Source organism: Hydrogenophaga sp. LT287, from assembly GCF_055702805.1.
Genome location: NZ_JBVPZC010000039.1, coordinates 1 through 16,808, shown reverse-complemented (window position 1 = coordinate 16,808; position 16,808 = coordinate 1). Strand labels below are relative to the sequence as shown.

Sequence of the window (16,808 nt, the reverse complement as noted above, 5' to 3'; positions counted from 1 at the left end):
TGGGTATTTCGGACCAACGTGACCGGTGATTTCGGCATCGTGACCGAGGATTTCGGACCAACGTGACCGGTGATTTCGGCATCGTGACCGAGGATTTCGGTCCATCGTGACCGCGTTCCTTTTCGGCTCATCGTGACCGGCCGTTTCGGCATCATGACCGATCATTTCGGTCATCGTGACCGCCGTTTCAGTCCCCATTTTGGTGGGGGTCTGTTGCCGGCGGTGCTGCGTAGAGAACTCAACCGGGCGTCCTAACCTCGACGGCTTTTGCCATCAGGAGCCAGATGCCCAAACCTCGAATTTCTCTACGCATGATCAAAGACGTTATCCGCCTGAAGTGGCAGGCCGACCTCTCGCACGAGCAGATCGCATCCACCCTCAACATCTCCAAAGGGGCCGTGACCAAGTATGTTGGCCTGGCCCATGCCGCCGGTCTGGATTGGGAGACTGTCCAGGACTGGAGCGAGCAGCGACTGACCTCCACCTTGCTGCCCAAAGCGAACACCTCGCAGCCCTACATCACCCCCGACTGGGGCCGAATCCACCGCGAACTCGACCGCAAGGGGGTCACGCTCATGCTGCTTTGGCAGGAGTACGTGGAAGCACATCCCCATGGACGTACTTGGCGCTACACCCAGTTCTGCGGTCACTACAAGGCCTTCGCCCAAACCCTCAAGCGCTCGATGCGCCAGCACCGGCGTGCCGGCGAGAAGCTGTTCATCGACTTCGCGGGCTCCACGGTGCCCTTGCGCGATGGCGCGCGCGCCCAGGTCTTTGTCTCGGCCATGGCCGCCTCCAGTTGCGTCTTCGCCTGCGCCACGCCCGCGCAGCGCCTGGATGACTGGGTCCAGGGCATGGTGCGCGCTCTGCACTTCTACGGGGGTGTGCCGCAGCTCATCGTGCCTGACAACGCCCGTGCCGTGATCGCCACCCCGGACCGCTATGAGCCACGTGCCAACGAGACGGTGCAGGACCTGGCCCGTTACTACGGCACTTCGGTATTGCCTGCGCGCCCACGCACGCCACGCGACAAGGCCACGGCCGAGAGCTCGGTTCAGGTCGTCACACGCTGGATCCTGGCGCGGCTGCGCCACCAGCGTTTTGACAGCGTCGCCCAGGTGGATACGGCCATTGCGCAATTACTACCCAGCCTGAACGAGCGCCCCTTTCAGAAGTTGCCGGGCAGCCGCGCCAGCGTGTTTGCCGAGCTGGACGCCCCAGCCCTGATGCCGCTGCCGCAGCAACCCTATGAGCTCGCGCGCTTCAAGACCGTGCGGGTACACATCGACTACCACGTCGAGATCGACGGCCATCGGTACAGCGCACCGCACCCGCTGGTCGGGCAGAAGCTGGAGGCACGCATGACCGGCTACGGCATCGAGTTGCTCCTGCGCGGCCAACGCGTGGCCGCCCACGCGCGCAGCGACAAGCGTGGGGGCTTCACCACGGTGGAGGCACACATGCCTGCGGCGCACCGCGCCCACATGGAGTGGACGCCACAGCGCCTGATCGAATGGGGCCAGCGCATCGGCGTGGCCTGCGGCGAGTTGATCACCCGCCTGCTGCAAACCTACAAACATCCTGAGCATGGTTATCGGTCTTGCCTGGGCTTGTTGAGCCTGTCCAAGCGATACGGCCCAGGGCGGCTGGAGGCCGCCTGCGAACGGGCGCTGGCTCTGGGCACATTGCGCTACAGCCATGTGCGTGACTTGCTGGCCAACAACCGTGACCAGATCACGCCACAGGCCGAGTCGGATTGGACCAGCCCGGCGCACGCGAACCTGCGCGGCCCGGGCTATTACCAGTGACGCCCTGCCTTGAACTACTCGAACCAACAACCAAATCCGAACACTCCCATGCTCAACAACACCACCATCGCCCAGCTGCGCTCCCTCAAACTCGTGGGCTTCGCCGATGCCTTACAACAACAGCACGAACAGGCCGATTGCCTGAACCTGTCCTTCGATGAGCGCCTGGCCTTGCTGGTCGAGCGAGAGGTCTACGCCCGGGGTGACCGCAAGCGGGTTCGCCTGCTGCAACAGGCGCAACTCAAGTACCCTTCGGCCACCTTGGAGGACGCCAGCTTCGAAGGCATCCGGGGGCTGGACCGCCCAGCCCTCATGGGCCTTGCGCTGTCCACCTGGATTGAGCGCGGCGAGACCGTGACCCTGGCTGGTGCGACCGGTTTGGGCAAGACCTGGCTGGCGTGTGCGCTGGCCCAGTATGCGTGTCGCCAGGGTCGCTCGGCGCTGTACTTGCGCGTGCCTCGGCTAGCAGAAGAGCTGCGCATCTTGCATGGTGCCGGCAGCTTCCGACGCTGGTTGCAGCAACTTGCCAAGATCGACGTGCTTATTTTGGACGACTGGGGCATCGGCAATCTCGATGCCGCCACGCGAGCCGATTTGCTGGAGGTCATTGATGACCGGGTGGGTCAGCGCGCCACCATCATCGCCCACCAACTGCCCATCGAGCACTGGCACGCTTGGCTGGGCGACCCCACCGTTGCCGACGCCATCCTCGACCGGTTGCTGCAGAGTTGCCGGCGCTTCAGCCTGGACGGCGAGTCGCGGCGAACGGGCCGTACGGCGCGCGCTGCAACCGTTTCAAAAACGACTATCAAGGACCTCCATGAAAACCTGACAGCCTCTCCAAAACCGTAAACTCAACCCTCTACGCAGCACCGCCAGCATCACGGCGGTCACGATCGCCGAAACGGGCGGTCACGTTACCGAAACAGCGCTGAAATCACCCCTCAGCCCACCGGTCACATTCGCCGAAATGACCGGTCACATTCGCCGAAATACGCAGCTGCACGCCCGCTCGCCGCGAGCAGACCGGCCCATGGTCAGTCTCAACTGCGCTGCACTGCCTGACACGCTGGTGGAAAGCGAGTTATTTGGGCACGTGCGTGGCGCCTTCACTGGCGCGGTCAGTGATCGGCAGGGCAAATTCGAACTGGCCAACGGCGGCACCCTGTTTCTGGACGAAGTGGGCGAGTTGCCCCTCGCGGTGCAGGCCAAGCTGCTTCGCGTCTTGCAGAGCGGTCAACTGCAGCGCCTGGGGTCGGACCGGGAACACCACGTGGACGTGCGCCTGATCGTGGCCACCAACCGCGACCTTCCCGCCGAGGTGCGCGCCGGACGACTTCGGGCCGACATCTACCACCGCCTCAGTGTCTACCCCCTGCCGGTGCCACCCCTGCGAGAGCGGGGCCGCGACGTCTTGGTGCTCAGTGGCTTCTTTCTGGAAGAAAACCGCTCACGCCTGGGCCTGGGTGGCCTGCGTCTGGACCACGAGGCCCAGGCCGCGCTGCTGGCCTACGACTGGCCCGGCAACGTTCGTGAACTGGAGCATCTGATCGGGCGCAGCGTGCTCAAGGCTTTGGGGCGGCAGCAGCCGAGGCCTCGCATCCTGACACTTACAGCCGGTGATCTGGGGTTGCGGGAGTCGGGGTCCCAATCCACGTCAACCCACGCTCCTGCCGCCGCCGGGGACCAGCTGCCTTTGCCACTGGGCTTGAGCCTTCGGCAAGCGGTGGAGGCCACCGAGCGTCACCTTGTGCTGCAGGCACTCGAAGCGCATGACCAAAACTGGGCACAGTCGGCACGCGCTCTGCAGATGGACCGGGCCAATTTGGTCAGGCTGGCCAAGCGGTTGGGCATCCACGACCGTCACTGAAGGGGATGCACGCAGACTGGTGTAGCGGCGCAGCTGGAGCTCCAGAAAATTCAGACCAGCAGCGATTTCAAAGGGATTGACGGATCGGCGAGAGAGGCTGCATTCACCCCGACGCCTGCCTCAATCAACTTACGCGAAATCATGTGGTCCAGCGGTGCGTTGACCGACTCCGCACACAACAGTCTGCCGTTGACGACGTGAAAGATTGTGAAGCTGCTGGCGTTCGCCCCAGCGCGCTGTATGGTTTCCGACGAGGTTGGTAACAGTCCTGCCATTTGCAGGCGCATCGGGCCTTGCTCGGACCAGAACCAAGGCAATGACTTGTAGGGCTCCTCGCGCCCCAGCAGCGTTGCAGTTGCGGTGCGCGCTTGGTCGTTGGCGTTCTGCACCGACTCCAGTCGAATTCGCGTGCCATCGGTCGTGGGAAATGCGGCACAGTCGCCGATGGCAAGAATCGCCATGTCTGATGTGCGCATGCAGGCGTCCACCACGATCCCGTTGTCCACCGCCAAACCGCAGTCGGCGGCCAGTCGCACCTCTGGCACAGCGCCGATGCCCAGCACCAACGCGTCCACAGCCACGCGATTGCCATTCACCTGCATCGACACCAAGCGAGCGTCGTGCAACTGGAAATCCTCCACGCACACACCGATCTGCACCTCTGTGCCCATGCCCCTGTGGTGCGCCAGCACATGCTCTCCCAACGATGCCGAAACAGAGCGCCCCAGCAAACGTGGCGCCACCTCCAGCACGGTCACGTCCAGTCCGAGCTGGCGCGCAGATGCCGCAAGCTCCAGGCCGATGAAACCGCCGCCCAGCACGGTGAGGCGCTGCCCCCTGTCGATCATCTCGGCCAGCCGGGTGCGCAGGCTACGCGCATTTTCAGCATCGCGCAGCAGATGCACATTGCTCAAACCGGGAGGAAGGGCATCCAGGGTGCGTGCACGTGTTCCCGTGGCCAGCACCAGGTACTGGTAGTCCAGCTGGGTGCCGGAGCGCAGCAGTACGCGCAGGGCTTTGCGGTCGATGGACACCACGGGGTCGCTCAGGTGAACCTGGATACCCTGCTCGGCGTACCAGGCAGCCGCTTTGTGCGGCGCGATGGTCTCGTCAGCCTTCTTCAGAAAGCTTTTGGACAGCGGCGGGCGTTGGTACGGCAACTCACTCTCAGCGCTCACCAGATGCACTCGCCTAGCTTGACCTGCCTCGGCCAAGCCGGCACAGAGAGCTGCGGCCGCATGACCACCACCGACAATGACAATCTGGTCTGTGTTCATGCGTCGCTACCGCGTGCGCGGGGCAGTTTCGACTTCGGGTAATGGCGCGTCAGGTAGTCGTGCGTCGCCTTCTCCACCATGGGCAAGTTGTCGTGAAGGCGGCGCAATAAGCCAATGAGCGTCTCGCGTTCCTTGTCATTGAGCACGCTGAGAAACGCGCGCTCTCGTTCAATCGCCAGCTTCAGAATATCGTCGTGCAGGGCTCTGCCTTTGGGCGTTATGGTGGCCACCCGAAGGCGGCCGTCTGCGTCGTCCAGCCCGATGGTGATGAGCCCGCGAGTCTGCATGCTCTTAAAGGCGCGGCTCACAGACGCCTTGTCCATCCCGATGGTGCGAGAAATCGACTGTGCGGTCAGCGACTTCTCGATCGCCAGCAGCACCAACAGGCGCCAGGTCTCGATGCCGACGTTGAATGCGCTGAGGTAGGCCGTGGAAGCACCGCCCGAAAGCTTATTGGCGATCCAGGTGAATAACGCCGGCACATAGCGCTCGAGGTCGACCACCGCCGCGTCGTCAGCGACCTTGGACGAGGCCTTGCGCGTGGGTACCGAGGCGGGAGGCATCTTGCTCATGGAATGGGTTCGTAGGATGACGAGGGCCTTATTGTTGCCGCTCGGGCAGGTGCACCACCAGGCCGTCGAGCGCGGCAGACAGTTTGATCTGGCAAGCGAGTCGGCTGTTGGGCAGGCGCTCGCTAGCGGTGCATTCCAGCATCTCCAGCTCGGTCTCCAGGGGGGCAGGAAGGTGGCCGGCAAACGCCTCATCCACGTACACATGGCAGGTTGCGCACATGGAAGACCCACCGCACTCACCAACAATGCCGCGCACACCGGCCGACACTGCGGACTGCATCAGGCTCTGGCCCTCGGCCACATGCAGCGTGCGGCTTACCCCGCCCGCATCGATCAAGATCACATCAACCATGGGAATGTCCTCTCAGGCGGGAATCAGGCGCACCGGCATCGACGCCAACGCGCGCAGCGTGTTGTTCAGGCGGCGTTCTGGCACGCCGATGAGTTCAATGCGCGAGACGCGCTTGGCAAGCGCGGTGAGCACCACCTCGCCTTCGAGCCGCGCCACCACCTGCCCCACGCAGCCGTGAATGCCGGAGCCAAACGCCATGTGACCCGCCGGGCGGCGCTGGATGTCGAAGCGGTCGGGGTCCGGCCACTGGCGCTCGTCTCGGTTGGCCGCAGCGAGAAAGGTGACGACCTTGCTGTCTTTGGGAATCGGCACGCCGAACAGTTCGGTGTCTTTTGAGGTGGTCCGGAAGAAGGTCTGCACCGAAGATTCGAAGCGCAGGGATTCCTCGAACGCTGGGCGGGCCATGGTCAGGTCGGCGCACAGCTGCGCGTATTGGTCGGGGTGGTTGGCCATGCACAAGATGGCGTTGCCGATGCCGTTGACGGTGGTGTCCACGCCTGCAGAGAGGAAGGAGCGCACCAGCAGGGGCGCTTCGTCGTGGGTGATTTCGCCGGCGTCGGCTGCCTGGTAGATCAGATCGCCAAAGCCGCCGGGGCGCAGATTCTCGCGCTGGCAGTGCGCCATGATCCAGGCTGTTACGGGCTGCACCAGCTCGGCTGACTTTTGCAGGCGTTCGTTGCGTGGGCCAAAGGCGTTGAAGATCATGTTGCCGTAAAGCAGCAGGTTCTCGCGGTTCGCCGCACCCACACCCACTGCGTCCGGGAACACCTTGAGCGGATACACCTCTGACAGGTCCTTCACTGCGTCGATGGTCTCGCCCTCCGCCTGGCGTGCCAGCAATCGGTCCACCAGCGACTCGGCTTCGGCCGTGAAGGTGGCACGGATCTGCATTACCGTCTTGGGCGAGAGAATGCGCGCCAGGATCGCACGGGCCTTGGTGTGCGAAGGCGGGTCCGCTTCCAAGATCAGGCTCTTGGGCCTGAACGGCGTTTCCTTGTTGAAGTTGGCCAGCCCGACGCCGGCACCCGAGATGTAGGTGGCGTGGTCGTTAAAGACAGCGTGCACGGATTCGTGGCGAGCGCAGGCGTAGATCCCATAGGCGGGAATCCACACTACCGGGCCCGCTTCGCGCAATTGGCGGTGGGCCGCATACGGGTCGCTCAGGAAGGCGTCGCTGTAGGGATCGACATCGACCACGGGTACGCCAGTAGGCGTGGCCGCTGTGTCGGGGGAAAGGGTGGCTGTGTTCATGGGACCTCCTGTCGTTTTGGTTGTCAATGCGCGCCGGCCACGCCGACATAGCGTTCCAGCAGATCCTTGCGCTGGCTCAGGGCGGCGCTTGAGCTCTCGTGCACCACCTCCCCGCGCTCGAGCACCATGGCGCGGGGCGCAAATCGCAGCGCGTCGTCCACCTTCTGCTCCACCAGCAGCACGGCCACGCCGGTGTCCTGCGCGAGGTGTTCGAAGGCGCGCATGAGTTCGATGCAGATGATGGGCGCGAGTCCTTCCAGAGGCTCGTCCAGCAGCAGCAGGCGGGGCTTGCCCAGCAGGGTGCGGGCCACGCTGAGCATCTGCTGCTCACCGCCCGAGAGTTGCTGACCGCCGTTCAGGCGCCGCTCGGCCAAGCGTGGGAAGAGCGCGTAGGCTTCATCCAGCGCGCTGCGCGGTCGGCCCTTGAGGCCAGCGAGCAAGTTTTCCTCGACGGTAAGCGAGGGGAAGATGTCCCGCGTCTGCGGTACATAGCCGATACCGGCGTGTGCGCGTTCGCGGGCTGACCACTTTGTGATGTCCTGGCCGTCCAGGCGCACTTGGCCGGCCTTCACGTCGGCCAGCCCCATCACCGCTTTGAGCAGCGTGGTCTTGCCCACGCCGTTGCGCCCGATGAGCGCGAGCCGCCCGCCCGAGGCGAGCGACAGGTTCACGCCGTGCAGCACCTGAATGGCGCCATAGCCGGCGGTGAGGTTCTCGATGTGCAACAGATCACCCATGGGATCAGGCCTCTGCACCGAGGTAGGCGGTGCGCACCGCGGGGTGTCGGCGAATCTCCTGCGGTGTGCCCTCGGCCAGCAGCGCGCCTTCGGCCAGCACCAGCATGCGGTCGGCAAAGTTGAAGACGAGGTCCATGTCGTGTTCGATCATCAAAATGGCCAGGTCGCTGGGCAGCGTGTCGAGTGCGTCCAGAACCACTTGACGCTCACCACTGGGCACGCCCGCCATGGGTTCATCCAGCAGCAACACCTGCGGCTTGAGCGCCATGGCCAGGGCAATCTCCACCAGGCGCTGCTCGCCGTAGGCCAGCTCCACCGGGCAGCGCCGGGACAAGCTGTCCATGCGCAGGGTATGCAGGATCTGCGCGGCTTCATCGCGCACCGCGCGAAAGCCGTCGAGTGCACGGAACATTCGATTCACTGAGCCCTCGCGCTGATGAATGGCCAGCTCCACCTGGCGGTAGATGGGCAGATCGAGCGCGAGCTGCGTGATCTGGAACGTGCGCGCGAGGCCACGCTGCACACGCTTGGGCTGGGGCAGATGCGACACGTCTTCACCTTTGAGCCAAACACTGCCTTGGCTGGGCGCGAGCACGCCGGTGATGAGGTTGATCAGCGTGGTTTTGCCCGCGCCGTTGGGTCCGATCAAGCCCACCCGGTTGCCCGGGTGCAGTGCAAACGACACGTCCCGTGTGACATGTAAGCCACCAAAGGATTTGTGCAGCTGGCGCACGTCCAACAAAGGTCCTGAGCTCATGCCAACCCCCGAGGCGTGGGCAATACGCGAGCCACGCGCTGGCGCAAGGCTTCAAACAGTCGCGCTCGCGGCACGAGCACCACGAACACCAGCAGCCCTCCGATGATGAACAGCCAGTGGTAGGGGTTGATGGCCGAGGCGGTGTGGTGGATCAGCATGAACGCCGCCGTGCCGCCGATGGCGCCGAACAGGTTGCCAGCACCGCCCAGCACCAGCATCACCAGGGCTTCGGCCGACAGCTCGAAGCCCAGCGTGTCCAGGCCGACGATCTGGTTGACCTGTGCATTGAGGGCACCGCCGACGCCGGCGAAGGCCCCCGCCAGCGTGTAGAGTTTTAGCAGCTGCACGCGTACCGAGCCGCCGATGGCAGCCGTTCGCAGCCGGTTCTGGTGGATGCCAACCACCGACAGGCCGAAGGGAGAGCCCATGAGCCGGCGCATGGCCCACAGGCAGACCAGCATGACCACGAAGCAATAGACGAAGGCCACCTTGCCGTAGAGATCGAACGACCAGACGCCAAAAAGCTTCTGTATTTCGAATCCCGTGAGACCGTCTTCACCCCCGGTCCAGTCGCGCAACTTGCTGGCACCGTTCTGTGCGATCTGGCCCACAGCCACGGTGAGCATCAGGAAGGTCAGGCCCTCGTAGCGCAACAGGAACAGTCCCGAGATCAAAGCCAGCAGCGCGCCCGCCAGCGCTCCGGCCAGCAGGCCGATCAAGGGGTTGCCGGTGAGGTGCATGGCCAGCAAGCCGGCCGCGTAGGCGCCGATACCGAAGAGTGCCGAATGGCCCAGTGTGGCCAGCCCGCCGTAGCCCACCACCAGGTCGAGTGACATCACGAAGATGGCGATGGTGGCGATGCGCGCAGCCAGCGGCAACTGGTCCGGGAACACGAAGAAGATCAGCACGGCCAGCGCAACAAGGAGCAGGTAGGGCAGAGAGCGTTTCATGGCATCAGACCTTGCGAGGCACCAGCAGGCCGTGCGGGCGCCAGGCCAGCAGCAGCGCCATGGCCAGGAAGAAGAACAGCGAACCCCAGTCGGAAGCTAGGTACTTGCTCGCGGTGTCGATGATGCCCAGCGTGAGCGAGGCGGCCAGCGAGCCGGCAATGCTGCCCATGCCCCCCACAGCCACCACCACGAGCACCAACACCAGGTACTTCACCGGGTAGTACGGCTCCAGCGGCATGAGTTCAGCCCCCAGAATTCCTCCCAGACCGGCCAGGGCCGCGCCCACCGCGAAGGTGGCCACGTAGACCAACTGCACCGGGATGCCCAGCGCCGATGCCGCAGCGGTGTTGTCGACCGTGGCACGCAACCACACACCGAAGCGCGACTTGTTCAGCACCCAGAACGCTGCCAGCACCACCAGCAAGCCACTGGCAATCACCAGCAGGCGCTGCGCGGGCAAAGTGCGAATGCCAAGGTCCACTGCGAACGACAGGGTCGGAGGCAACGGAATCAGCTGCACCTCGGGTCCGGCTAGCAGGTTGGCGGTGGCCACGAAGAGGAAAGTGAGACCGATGGTGAACAACACCTGTTGCAGTTCTGTGCGGCGGTATAGCCGGCGCAGCACCGTTACCTCCAGCAAGGCACCGAGCAGACCAGTGGCCAACACGGCCAGCGGCACCCCCACGTAGAACGACAGACCTTGCTCGCGCACCAGCCACGCGGCGATATAACCTCCGGTCATGGCAAAGGCGCCGTGGGCCAGGTTCACGAAACGCATCAGACCGAGCGTGACCGAGAGGCCCACGGCGATGATGAACAGCACCATGCCGTAGGCGATGCCGTCGATCAGGATGTTGGCGAGCAGGGTCACGCAGCAGTCCTCGTCTGTGGAGTGCGTTTACTTGACCAGGCCGTGGTCGACCTGCTGTCCAAAGCTCTGAAGTTCCTTGTTGATCATCAGGCCGCCTGGGCCTTTTTCCACCGTGCGCAGGTAGACGTTCTGCGTGATGTGGCGCGTGGTGGGGTCGATGCTCACAGGACCTCGCGGGCTCTCCCATTTGTGGCCCTTGATCGCAGCCATGGCTTTCTCACCATTCCGCTGGCCACCGGTGGCTTCGATCATCTTGTGGATAACGGCCATGCCGTCCCAGGCGCCGACGGTGGCGTAGTTGATAACCGCGTCTTTGTTGACTTTGGCCACGGCCGCGGCAAAGGTCTTGTTCGCGGCCGAGTCGTGCGCGGCACTGTAATGGAAAGCCGTGGTCAAGCCCAGGGCCGAGTCGCCGAATTTCTGCAGGTCGAACTCATCGGTCTCAGCGGTACCGAGGAACTCGACATCGGCCGCCTTCAATCCGTTCTCGTTATACGCCTTCACGAAGCCCAGGTTGGGAGGACCACCTGGCAGAAAAACATACACAGCCTGTGCGCCGCTTGCCTTGATGCGCTGGGCAAAAGGCGCGAAGTCGGTGGTGCGGATCGGCATGCGGATGCTCTCCACCACTGTTCCGCCCTGCTTGGCAAACTCGGCTTTGAATGCGTTCTCGGCGTCTACGCCCGGCGCGTAGTCGGTGACGGCTGTCACGACTTTCTTGATCCCCTTTTTGGCCGCGTGCTGGGCCAGCGGCACCGTCACCTGCCACAGCGTGTAGCTGGTGCGCACGTAATAATCGCTCTTGGTCGTGATGTCGGAGGTGGCGGCGTTGAACACCACGAAAGGTGTCTTCGATTCCTGAATCACCGGTGCCACCGCAAATGCGTTGGGCGAGAACACGACGCCGCCCAGGTAGTCGACCTTGTCCTTGATTACCAGCTCTTGCGCCAGGGTTCGCGTGTTGGCCGGGTTGGGGCCGCCCTCGTCGCGGTAGATGAACTCGATCTCCTTGCCGGCGAGCTTGCCGCCCTGCTGGGCAACATAGCCTTCAGCCCCCGCCTTGAACAGCGCGCCGTAGTGCGCGAAGGGGCCTGAGAACGGGGCAATGATGCCGACCTTGACGGTCTGGGCAGCGACGCTGCCCATGGCGAACGCGGCAGCGAACGTGCCGACCAGCTTCCATTGAAAACGCATGGTTGTCTCCTGGGATGGTGCTTGCGCTCTGGACGGCGAAGCTGGAGTCATCATAGGAAAACTAGTTGACAAACCAACTAGTAGAAACCCCAACCAACTGCGCTTCTCTTTATCCCCTGGCTTGTGGACAGACAGCTCAGCTCATGAAACTTACCTTGCCACTCACATCACGTTTGAAGACCAACCACCATGTTCATACGCGTTTGCTGGTACGTGGCCGCCTAGCCCGTCGTCTTGCGCAATAACATCGGCGAGACCTTCCAGTTCTGTCCGTCATCGGTAAGCAAACTGGCCGTCTTTTTGTTCAGTCGCAACACAACCCCGTGTTTTTCGGTGCCGTCATTGGTGGTGAAGCACACGCGGTTCCCTTCAGCAAACTGGGCCAGCTGCACGGTGCTCCTGGCTTGGGCCAACAGGTTCAGCCGCTCAACAACCATGCGGTTGAGATACCGCAGATCCTCCTCGCCCATGTGGCGCAGGGCTTGGGTAAACAACTCACGATCCAGAAGGGTCTGCTTGGCGCTCATGACGGGTGGTGACATCGCACGATGGGTAACAGGCCAGCAGTTTAGTCGGCCTCCGCTGTGAACGAGGTCCTCTGCTGCAGCTTGGCGATGAAGCTGTCCGTCAGTCAGTCGAGCGTGCCCTAGACAAGCAGTCCAAGCTCAACAAGGACCCACGCAAGGTTCGAACCGATAAAACACCCATTCGCACCCATTTTCTGATCGGAATTCGGAGGGGATCGCCTCCCGAATAAATGGGTGTTATTGGGTGTATTATTGGTTTTATGTTTAGCACTGACACTCTTCAAATCACCCCCGAGATCTTGAGATTGATCGCTCGGATTGATGAGTTCAAAGGTGCTTGGCGCGCTTTGGGAACCCTCGCGCCTGATCGTCTGTCTGCCTTGCGCAGGGTGGCCACCATCGAGAGCATCGGGTCGTCAACCCGTATCGAGGGCAGCAAGCTGTCCGACAGGGAAGTGGAGAAGCTGCTTTCCAACCTGGCCATCCAGTCTTTCGAGACCCGTGATGAGCAGGAGGTGGCTGGCTACGCCGAACTGATGGACTTGGTGTTCACCTCCTGGCGTGACATTCCGTTCAACGAGAACCACGTCAAGCAACTGCACCAGATCCTGCTGCGCCACAGTGAGAAGGACTCGCGGCACCGCGGACAGTACAAGACCAACTCAAACAGCGTGGCCGCTTTCGATGAAAACGGTGAGCAGATCGGGATCGTGTTCGAGACGGCAAGCCCGTTCGACACGCCGCGTCTGATGGCTGAATTGGTTGCCTGGGTAAATGGGGAGCGCGACAAGGCGCAGTTGCACCCGCTCTTGATCATTGCCATCTTTGTCGTGGTGTTCCTGGAGATCCACCCGTTCCAGGATGGCAATGGCCGCCTCAGTCGTGTCTTGACCACTTTGTTGCTCATCCAGACAGGCTACGCCTATGTGCCCTACAGCTCACTGGAGAGCGTGATCGAGCTGAATAAAGAGGCGTACTACCTTGCCTTGCGGCAGACGCAAGGATCGATCCGAGCGCCTGCCCCCAACTGGCAGCCGTGGCTGGTGTTCTTCCTGCGGTCACTGGCCGAGCAGGTACGACGGCTTGAAAAGAAGGTGGAGCGCGAGAAGATCGTACTGGCTGCCTTGCCCGAGCTGTCACTGCAGATCGTCGAATTTGCCCGTGAGCACGGGCGCGTCACGATCGGTGAGGCGATCAAATTGACGGGTGTCAGCCGAAACACGCTGAAGCAACATTTCCGCAACCTGGTCGAGCACGGTCATCTGAATCAGCAGGGTAGCGGGCGTGGTGTTTGGTATGAACTCAAGTGATGTCTCGGGAATGCAACCGCTTCGACGCCATTGAGACCATGTTGGCGCCGAAAATTGAGCTCAAATTTGGATCGGCGCGGACAGTCCAGCGACTGCAAGCTGGAGGAGGTCCTTAGTCGATCTGCGTGGTGGCGAGGACAACTCAGCCTTTTGTGGACGTCTGGGTGGGCTTCCCCCAGTTTCCCGGACGGTTTGTTTAGCCCACTAAGCCTTGCTGTTCCCCAACCACTACTTCTGACTGACTCAGGAATTCGAGGGGACTTCAAAGTGAAGTGTGTCTTATTCAGGCAACAGACGCAAACAAAATAGTTTCTAAAACAGCACGGATGTTATCAATCTGAAAGTCGACAAGTCGTTGGAATGAATGCAAGTCATCATTGACTGTGCCATGGTGAGCATAGATACTTGAACCCTGCAACAGGTGCTAATACCTGCAGCAGCCCCGGGTTTACCGGGGGTTGAAGTAAAACTGCACGCATGTTCAATGTGTAGCAGAAGTGTGCTGACCCTTGGCAGAACCAAGGGAGCGAACGCCCCTTCGGGGGCGTTTGTCTTTGGTGCGCCCAGCATGGGCGCACTCCTGCGGGTGCAAGTCCCGCCGCAAGTTGATCAAGACGAGCGAAGCGAAGCGCAACTGCATCCTCTAGCGTGATTGACCGGTCAAGGCTGGTTGCTGACACTAGCATCCGCTTGCCCAACGGCGGGTCTCAGTGGGAGATGTCGTCGCGGAAATCCTTGAGGCCGAGCGGGACTCACGTCTGGAACGGTGGCTCGACTTTGCCGTCCGTGTTTCGTCAGCAGCGACGAAAAGCTTGTGGGCCTCCTGAAGTTCCGAAGCGGAGGACGTACTGCATCTGTAGATCCAGAGACCATCCCGGCTCCATGCCCTTTGAAGACTCTGCCACGCAGCCACAATGGCAAGCATGTCAACGAAACGGCGACGCAGTAGCCAAGAAGAGCGTCAGCTTCGAAAGGGATGACCATGAGTGAGCAGGAACTGCGCCCAGCTGATTGCAATATGGGGACGAGCACATTGGCCAGCGGGCCCGCGGGCACCCATTTCGAGGCCCAGGTAGGTGCGTCATACTTGCTAGCCATGCTCAGCGGGGCACCCGCCCGGGGCCTTCCCGGCACCACGATAGATCGGGTCGCGCTACAGCAAGCCAATGCGGGGCGTCCGCTCGATGACGTGGTCATCCACGCCCACGACAACGAGTCCGGGAAGCCGGGGGTGCTGGAGGTTCAGGTCAAGCGATCAATCACCTTCGCCGCCGCGGATCCCGTCTTTCGCAAAGTCGTAGGCCAAGTCGTCAAAGCGTCGCAACGGCCTGACTTCCTGACGCAGCGGTACGAGCTGGCGATTGCGACGACGAAGGGATCGCGCAAGATCGATGGGGCATATCAGGACGTACTCACGCTCGCGCGGCAGATTGGCGACGCAGCTACGTTCGCCGCCCAAATTGATCTGGCGGGCGTGGCAAACGACGACATGCGCGCCTTCGTCAAGACGTTTAAGAGCCACCTGCGAGACGAAGGCTCGCCAGATGACAACGAGACTGTCTGGCTGTTGCTGCGCCGGCTGCAGATTCTTACCTTCGACTTCACGGCCCCAGGCTCTGCGTCGTACGACCTGGCGCTAGAACGCGCCGTCCGTGTGCTGCATACGGGGTCTCCTCGTTTTCAGTGCAATAAGTGACGGTACGAAAAGCTAGCACTGGCGCGGAGGTGGTGTTGGTAGATCGTTGATTTCATTGACTTTCCTGTTCACTTTCAAATCTGCGATTCGTGGCGTCAAACCGTGGTCGGTTTCATCCATTGGTGCCAGTTATCGATGCATTTGGCCGCGAAGGCAGGATTTGGTCAGCATAGCGGTCAACCGGGAAGCGAAACACACCCCGCAAGTTGATGCTCTCCAGCCTGGTGGGCGCAATCTTCCCGATCAGTTCCGGTGGAATGACCTGGCGGCGGTTCGACCAGCGATCCAGGACCGCCTGCATCTGTGAGGTATTCCACGCCATCACGATGTTGGCCATCAGGCTCAACGCATCGGCCACAGCCTGCATTTCATCGACACGTTTGGCCTGCGCCGGGCTGATCCGGCCGGTATAAATGGCGCGCTTGAGGGCGTTAACAGCCTCGCCCCGATTGAGCACCCGGCGCAACTCGTTCCTGAAAGCGTCCTTGACAAAGTAGTCAGCCAAAAACGCCGTACGCAGCAACCGCCCCAATTGCACGCCAGCCTCATAGATTGGATCGCCCTGGGCGGCAGAACCGAACCGCGCAAGAGCTGCCACCGCACTGGCATGTCCGCTCATGACCGAGGCTGCCAGGTGCACCAGACTATCCCAATGCTTTTCGATCAAAGCGACGTCGACATTGGCTTCGCACACCGCAGCGATTTCTGCGGGCACTTTGGTGCCGCGTGGCACAAAGAGGTGGCGCTGTTTGAGTTCCTTCAACCGCGGGCAAAGATCAAAACCAAGCAAACGGGCATGTGACATGGCAAAGTCGGTGTAGCCATGGGTATCCACAGCAAGCTGGATGGTCTCCAGCTTTTCTTGGCGGATGACACCTTCAATGGCCACGCCCGCCTGGCGCTCATTGAGCACAAAGGGCTGCGCATGGAAGATGCCCCACCGGTCTTTTACATGGGAGTAGATTCCAATGGAAGGTGTGTTGCGCCGAGGATCAAGCCGGGCTTGCCACACCCGTTTGGTGGTCTCCATGCTCATCATGTCAGAAGATGCCAAATCGGACCGCCCCCAGGTGGCGGCAATCGGGTGTCGCTGCATGAATTCCAGCACAGCCTGGCAGGCCTGGCTCAGACGCCGTTCGTCCCGCGCCCAGCGCATGGCCTGGCGAATGCTGGTGGCAGACAATTGCGGAATCATGCGCGCGCATTCGACCGCAGTCAGACTGGTGCCGTGGGCCATGATGCCGGCATAGACCATCAGCAGCTCGTCGGTAGAGCGCGGCTCACGTCCGAGCATGATCCAGCTAAAGCGCACCTGGGCGTCAACGGCCAGAATCACTTCCGGCAATTGAACCTCACCGATGCGGTGATCCAAAGCCGCGCGCAGCTTGGTCACTTCTGGGTCTTCGTCCTCTGCGGGCAATGGCGACAAATGGAGTTCATCATCCACGCGCAGTACGCCACTGCGGGCTGCAGCGGCCACCGCATCGACACCGGCAGTTACTCTGGCCAGCAAAGGCTTCAAGAAAGTGGCAGCCTTGCTGGGTAACGATAGACGGGCATAGTGTTTCTTGGACTCTGCCTGCCAACGCTCGTCCGTGAAGAACAAGCGCGCACGACCCCGAAAGCTCAGGCTGTG

The 16,808-nt window shown here is 62.0% G+C and carries 14 protein-coding genes and 2 pseudogenes; 5 read left to right on the top strand and 11 right to left on the bottom strand.

The genetic code is table 11. The annotated features are described in order from the left end of the window. Positions 1-284 precede the first annotated feature (284 nt). From istA to AC0GNR_RS17865, 3 genes and pseudogenes are all read left to right on the top strand, one after another. Positions 285-1,808: an IS21 family transposase gene (istA, locus tag AC0GNR_RS17875; RefSeq protein WP_305659843.1), complete on the top strand. Its 1,524-nt coding sequence runs from the start codon at positions 285-287 to the stop codon at positions 1,806-1,808. Positions 1,809-1,856: 48 nt separating this feature from the next. Further along, a complete protein-coding gene (gene istB / locus AC0GNR_RS17870; RefSeq protein WP_472902004.1) occupies positions 1,857-2,660 on the top strand; it encodes an IS21-like element helper ATPase IstB in 804 nt (267 codons plus the stop codon). 148 nt (positions 2,661-2,808) lie between these two features. Beyond that, positions 2,809-3,678: pseudogene (locus AC0GNR_RS17865) on the top strand (sigma 54-interacting transcriptional regulator); the annotation flags it as partial. A 50-nt stretch (positions 3,679-3,728) separates the two neighbouring features. On the opposite strand, the gene AC0GNR_RS17860 reads toward AC0GNR_RS17865, so the two are convergent. The 10 genes from AC0GNR_RS17860 to AC0GNR_RS17815 form a co-directional block, all read right to left on the bottom strand. Continuing rightward, positions 3,729-4,955: an NAD(P)/FAD-dependent oxidoreductase gene (locus AC0GNR_RS17860; RefSeq protein WP_472902191.1), complete on the bottom strand. Its 1,227-nt coding sequence runs from the start codon at positions 4,953-4,955 to the stop codon at positions 3,729-3,731. Continuing rightward, complete coding sequence (locus tag AC0GNR_RS17855) at positions 4,952-5,527, bottom strand: MarR family winged helix-turn-helix transcriptional regulator (RefSeq protein ID WP_472902190.1); 576 nt, start codon at positions 5,525-5,527, stop codon at positions 4,952-4,954. The genes AC0GNR_RS17860 and AC0GNR_RS17855 overlap by 4 nt, the downstream gene beginning before the upstream one ends. 28 nt (positions 5,528-5,555) lie before the next feature. Further along, the gene (locus AC0GNR_RS17850) at positions 5,556-5,879 is read right to left on the bottom strand and encodes a 2Fe-2S iron-sulfur cluster-binding protein (protein WP_472902189.1); all 324 of its coding nucleotides are present in this window, start codon (positions 5,877-5,879) and stop codon (positions 5,556-5,558) included. A 12-nt stretch (positions 5,880-5,891) separates the two neighbouring features. Then, a complete protein-coding gene (locus tag AC0GNR_RS17845) occupies positions 5,892-7,130 on the bottom strand; it encodes a cytochrome P450 (protein WP_472902188.1) in 1,239 nt (412 codons plus the stop codon). Between the two features lie 23 nt (positions 7,131-7,153). Beyond that, complete coding sequence (locus AC0GNR_RS17840; protein WP_472902187.1) at positions 7,154-7,867, bottom strand: ABC transporter ATP-binding protein; 714 nt, start codon at positions 7,865-7,867, stop codon at positions 7,154-7,156. Positions 7,868-7,871: 4 nt separating this feature from the next. Continuing rightward, positions 7,872-8,624: an ABC transporter ATP-binding protein gene (locus tag AC0GNR_RS17835; RefSeq protein ID WP_472902186.1), complete on the bottom strand. Its 753-nt coding sequence runs from the start codon at positions 8,622-8,624 to the stop codon at positions 7,872-7,874. Then, entirely contained in the window at positions 8,621-9,574 is a 954-nt protein-coding gene (locus AC0GNR_RS17830) for a branched-chain amino acid ABC transporter permease (protein ID WP_472902185.1), read from the bottom strand. Before AC0GNR_RS17830 ends, AC0GNR_RS17835 begins: the two co-directional genes overlap by 4 nt. A gap of 4 nt (positions 9,575-9,578) precedes the next feature. Beyond that, positions 9,579-10,445, bottom strand: a complete 867-nt coding sequence (locus AC0GNR_RS17825; protein ID WP_472902184.1) for a branched-chain amino acid ABC transporter permease — start codon at positions 10,443-10,445, stop codon at positions 9,579-9,581. A 27-nt stretch (positions 10,446-10,472) separates the two neighbouring features. Further along, a complete protein-coding gene (locus AC0GNR_RS17820; protein ID WP_472902183.1) occupies positions 10,473-11,639 on the bottom strand; it encodes an ABC transporter substrate-binding protein in 1,167 nt (388 codons plus the stop codon). A 221-nt stretch (positions 11,640-11,860) separates the two neighbouring features. Next, a complete protein-coding gene (locus AC0GNR_RS17815) occupies positions 11,861-12,166 on the bottom strand; it encodes a hypothetical protein (protein ID WP_472902182.1) in 306 nt (101 codons plus the stop codon). A gap of 260 nt (positions 12,167-12,426) precedes the next feature. Here AC0GNR_RS17815 and AC0GNR_RS17810 point away from each other — a divergent pair, with 260 nt between their 5' ends. Both AC0GNR_RS17810 and AC0GNR_RS17805 read left to right on the top strand, forming a co-directional pair. Further along, entirely contained in the window at positions 12,427-13,476 is a 1,050-nt protein-coding gene (locus tag AC0GNR_RS17810; protein WP_472902181.1) for a Fic family protein, read from the top strand. A 982-nt stretch (positions 13,477-14,458) separates the two neighbouring features. After that, positions 14,459-15,172 carry a hypothetical protein gene (locus AC0GNR_RS17805; protein WP_472902180.1) on the top strand — a complete coding sequence of 238 codons (714 nt, stop codon included), beginning with the start codon at positions 14,459-14,461 and terminating at the stop codon, positions 15,170-15,172. A 112-nt stretch (positions 15,173-15,284) separates the two neighbouring features. Here AC0GNR_RS17805 and AC0GNR_RS17800 read toward each other — a convergent pair. Beyond that, positions 15,285-16,808, bottom strand: a pseudogene (locus tag AC0GNR_RS17800) (Tn3-like element IS1071 family transposase); the annotation flags it as partial.

Bases quoted from the DNA above. Each gene is read 5' to 3' on its own strand.
- AC0GNR_RS17830 (WP_472902185.1), bottom strand. From the start codon at position 9,574: ATGAAACGCTCTCTGCCCTACCTGCTCCTTGTTGCGCTGGCCGTGCTG.
- AC0GNR_RS17835 (WP_472902186.1), bottom strand. From the start codon at position 8,624: ATGAGCTCAGGACCTTTGTTGGACGTGCGCCAGCTGCACAAATCCTTT.
- istB (WP_472902004.1), top strand. From the start codon at position 1,857: ATGCTCAACAACACCACCATCGCCCAGCTGCGCTCCCTCAAACTCGTG.
- AC0GNR_RS17855 (WP_472902190.1), bottom strand. From the start codon at position 5,527: ATGAGCAAGATGCCTCCCGCCTCGGTACCCACGCGCAAGGCCTCGTCC.
- AC0GNR_RS17805 (WP_472902180.1), top strand. From the start codon at position 14,459: ATGAGTGAGCAGGAACTGCGCCCAGCTGATTGCAATATGGGGACGAGC.
- AC0GNR_RS17820 (WP_472902183.1), bottom strand. From the start codon at position 11,639: ATGCGTTTTCAATGGAAGCTGGTCGGCACGTTCGCTGCCGCGTTCGCC.
- AC0GNR_RS17815 (WP_472902182.1), bottom strand. From the start codon at position 12,166: ATGAGCGCCAAGCAGACCCTTCTGGATCGTGAGTTGTTTACCCAAGCC.
- AC0GNR_RS17845 (WP_472902188.1), bottom strand. From the start codon at position 7,130: ATGAACACAGCCACCCTTTCCCCCGACACAGCGGCCACGCCTACTGGC.
- AC0GNR_RS17810 (WP_472902181.1), top strand. From the start codon at position 12,427: ATGTTTAGCACTGACACTCTTCAAATCACCCCCGAGATCTTGAGATTG.
- AC0GNR_RS17850 (WP_472902189.1), bottom strand. From the start codon at position 5,879: ATGGTTGATGTGATCTTGATCGATGCGGGCGGGGTAAGCCGCACGCTG.
- AC0GNR_RS17840 (WP_472902187.1), bottom strand. From the start codon at position 7,867: ATGGGTGATCTGTTGCACATCGAGAACCTCACCGCCGGCTATGGCGCC.
- AC0GNR_RS17860 (WP_472902191.1), bottom strand. From the start codon at position 4,955: ATGAACACAGACCAGATTGTCATTGTCGGTGGTGGTCATGCGGCCGCA.
- istA (WP_305659843.1), top strand. From the start codon at position 285: ATGCCCAAACCTCGAATTTCTCTACGCATGATCAAAGACGTTATCCGC.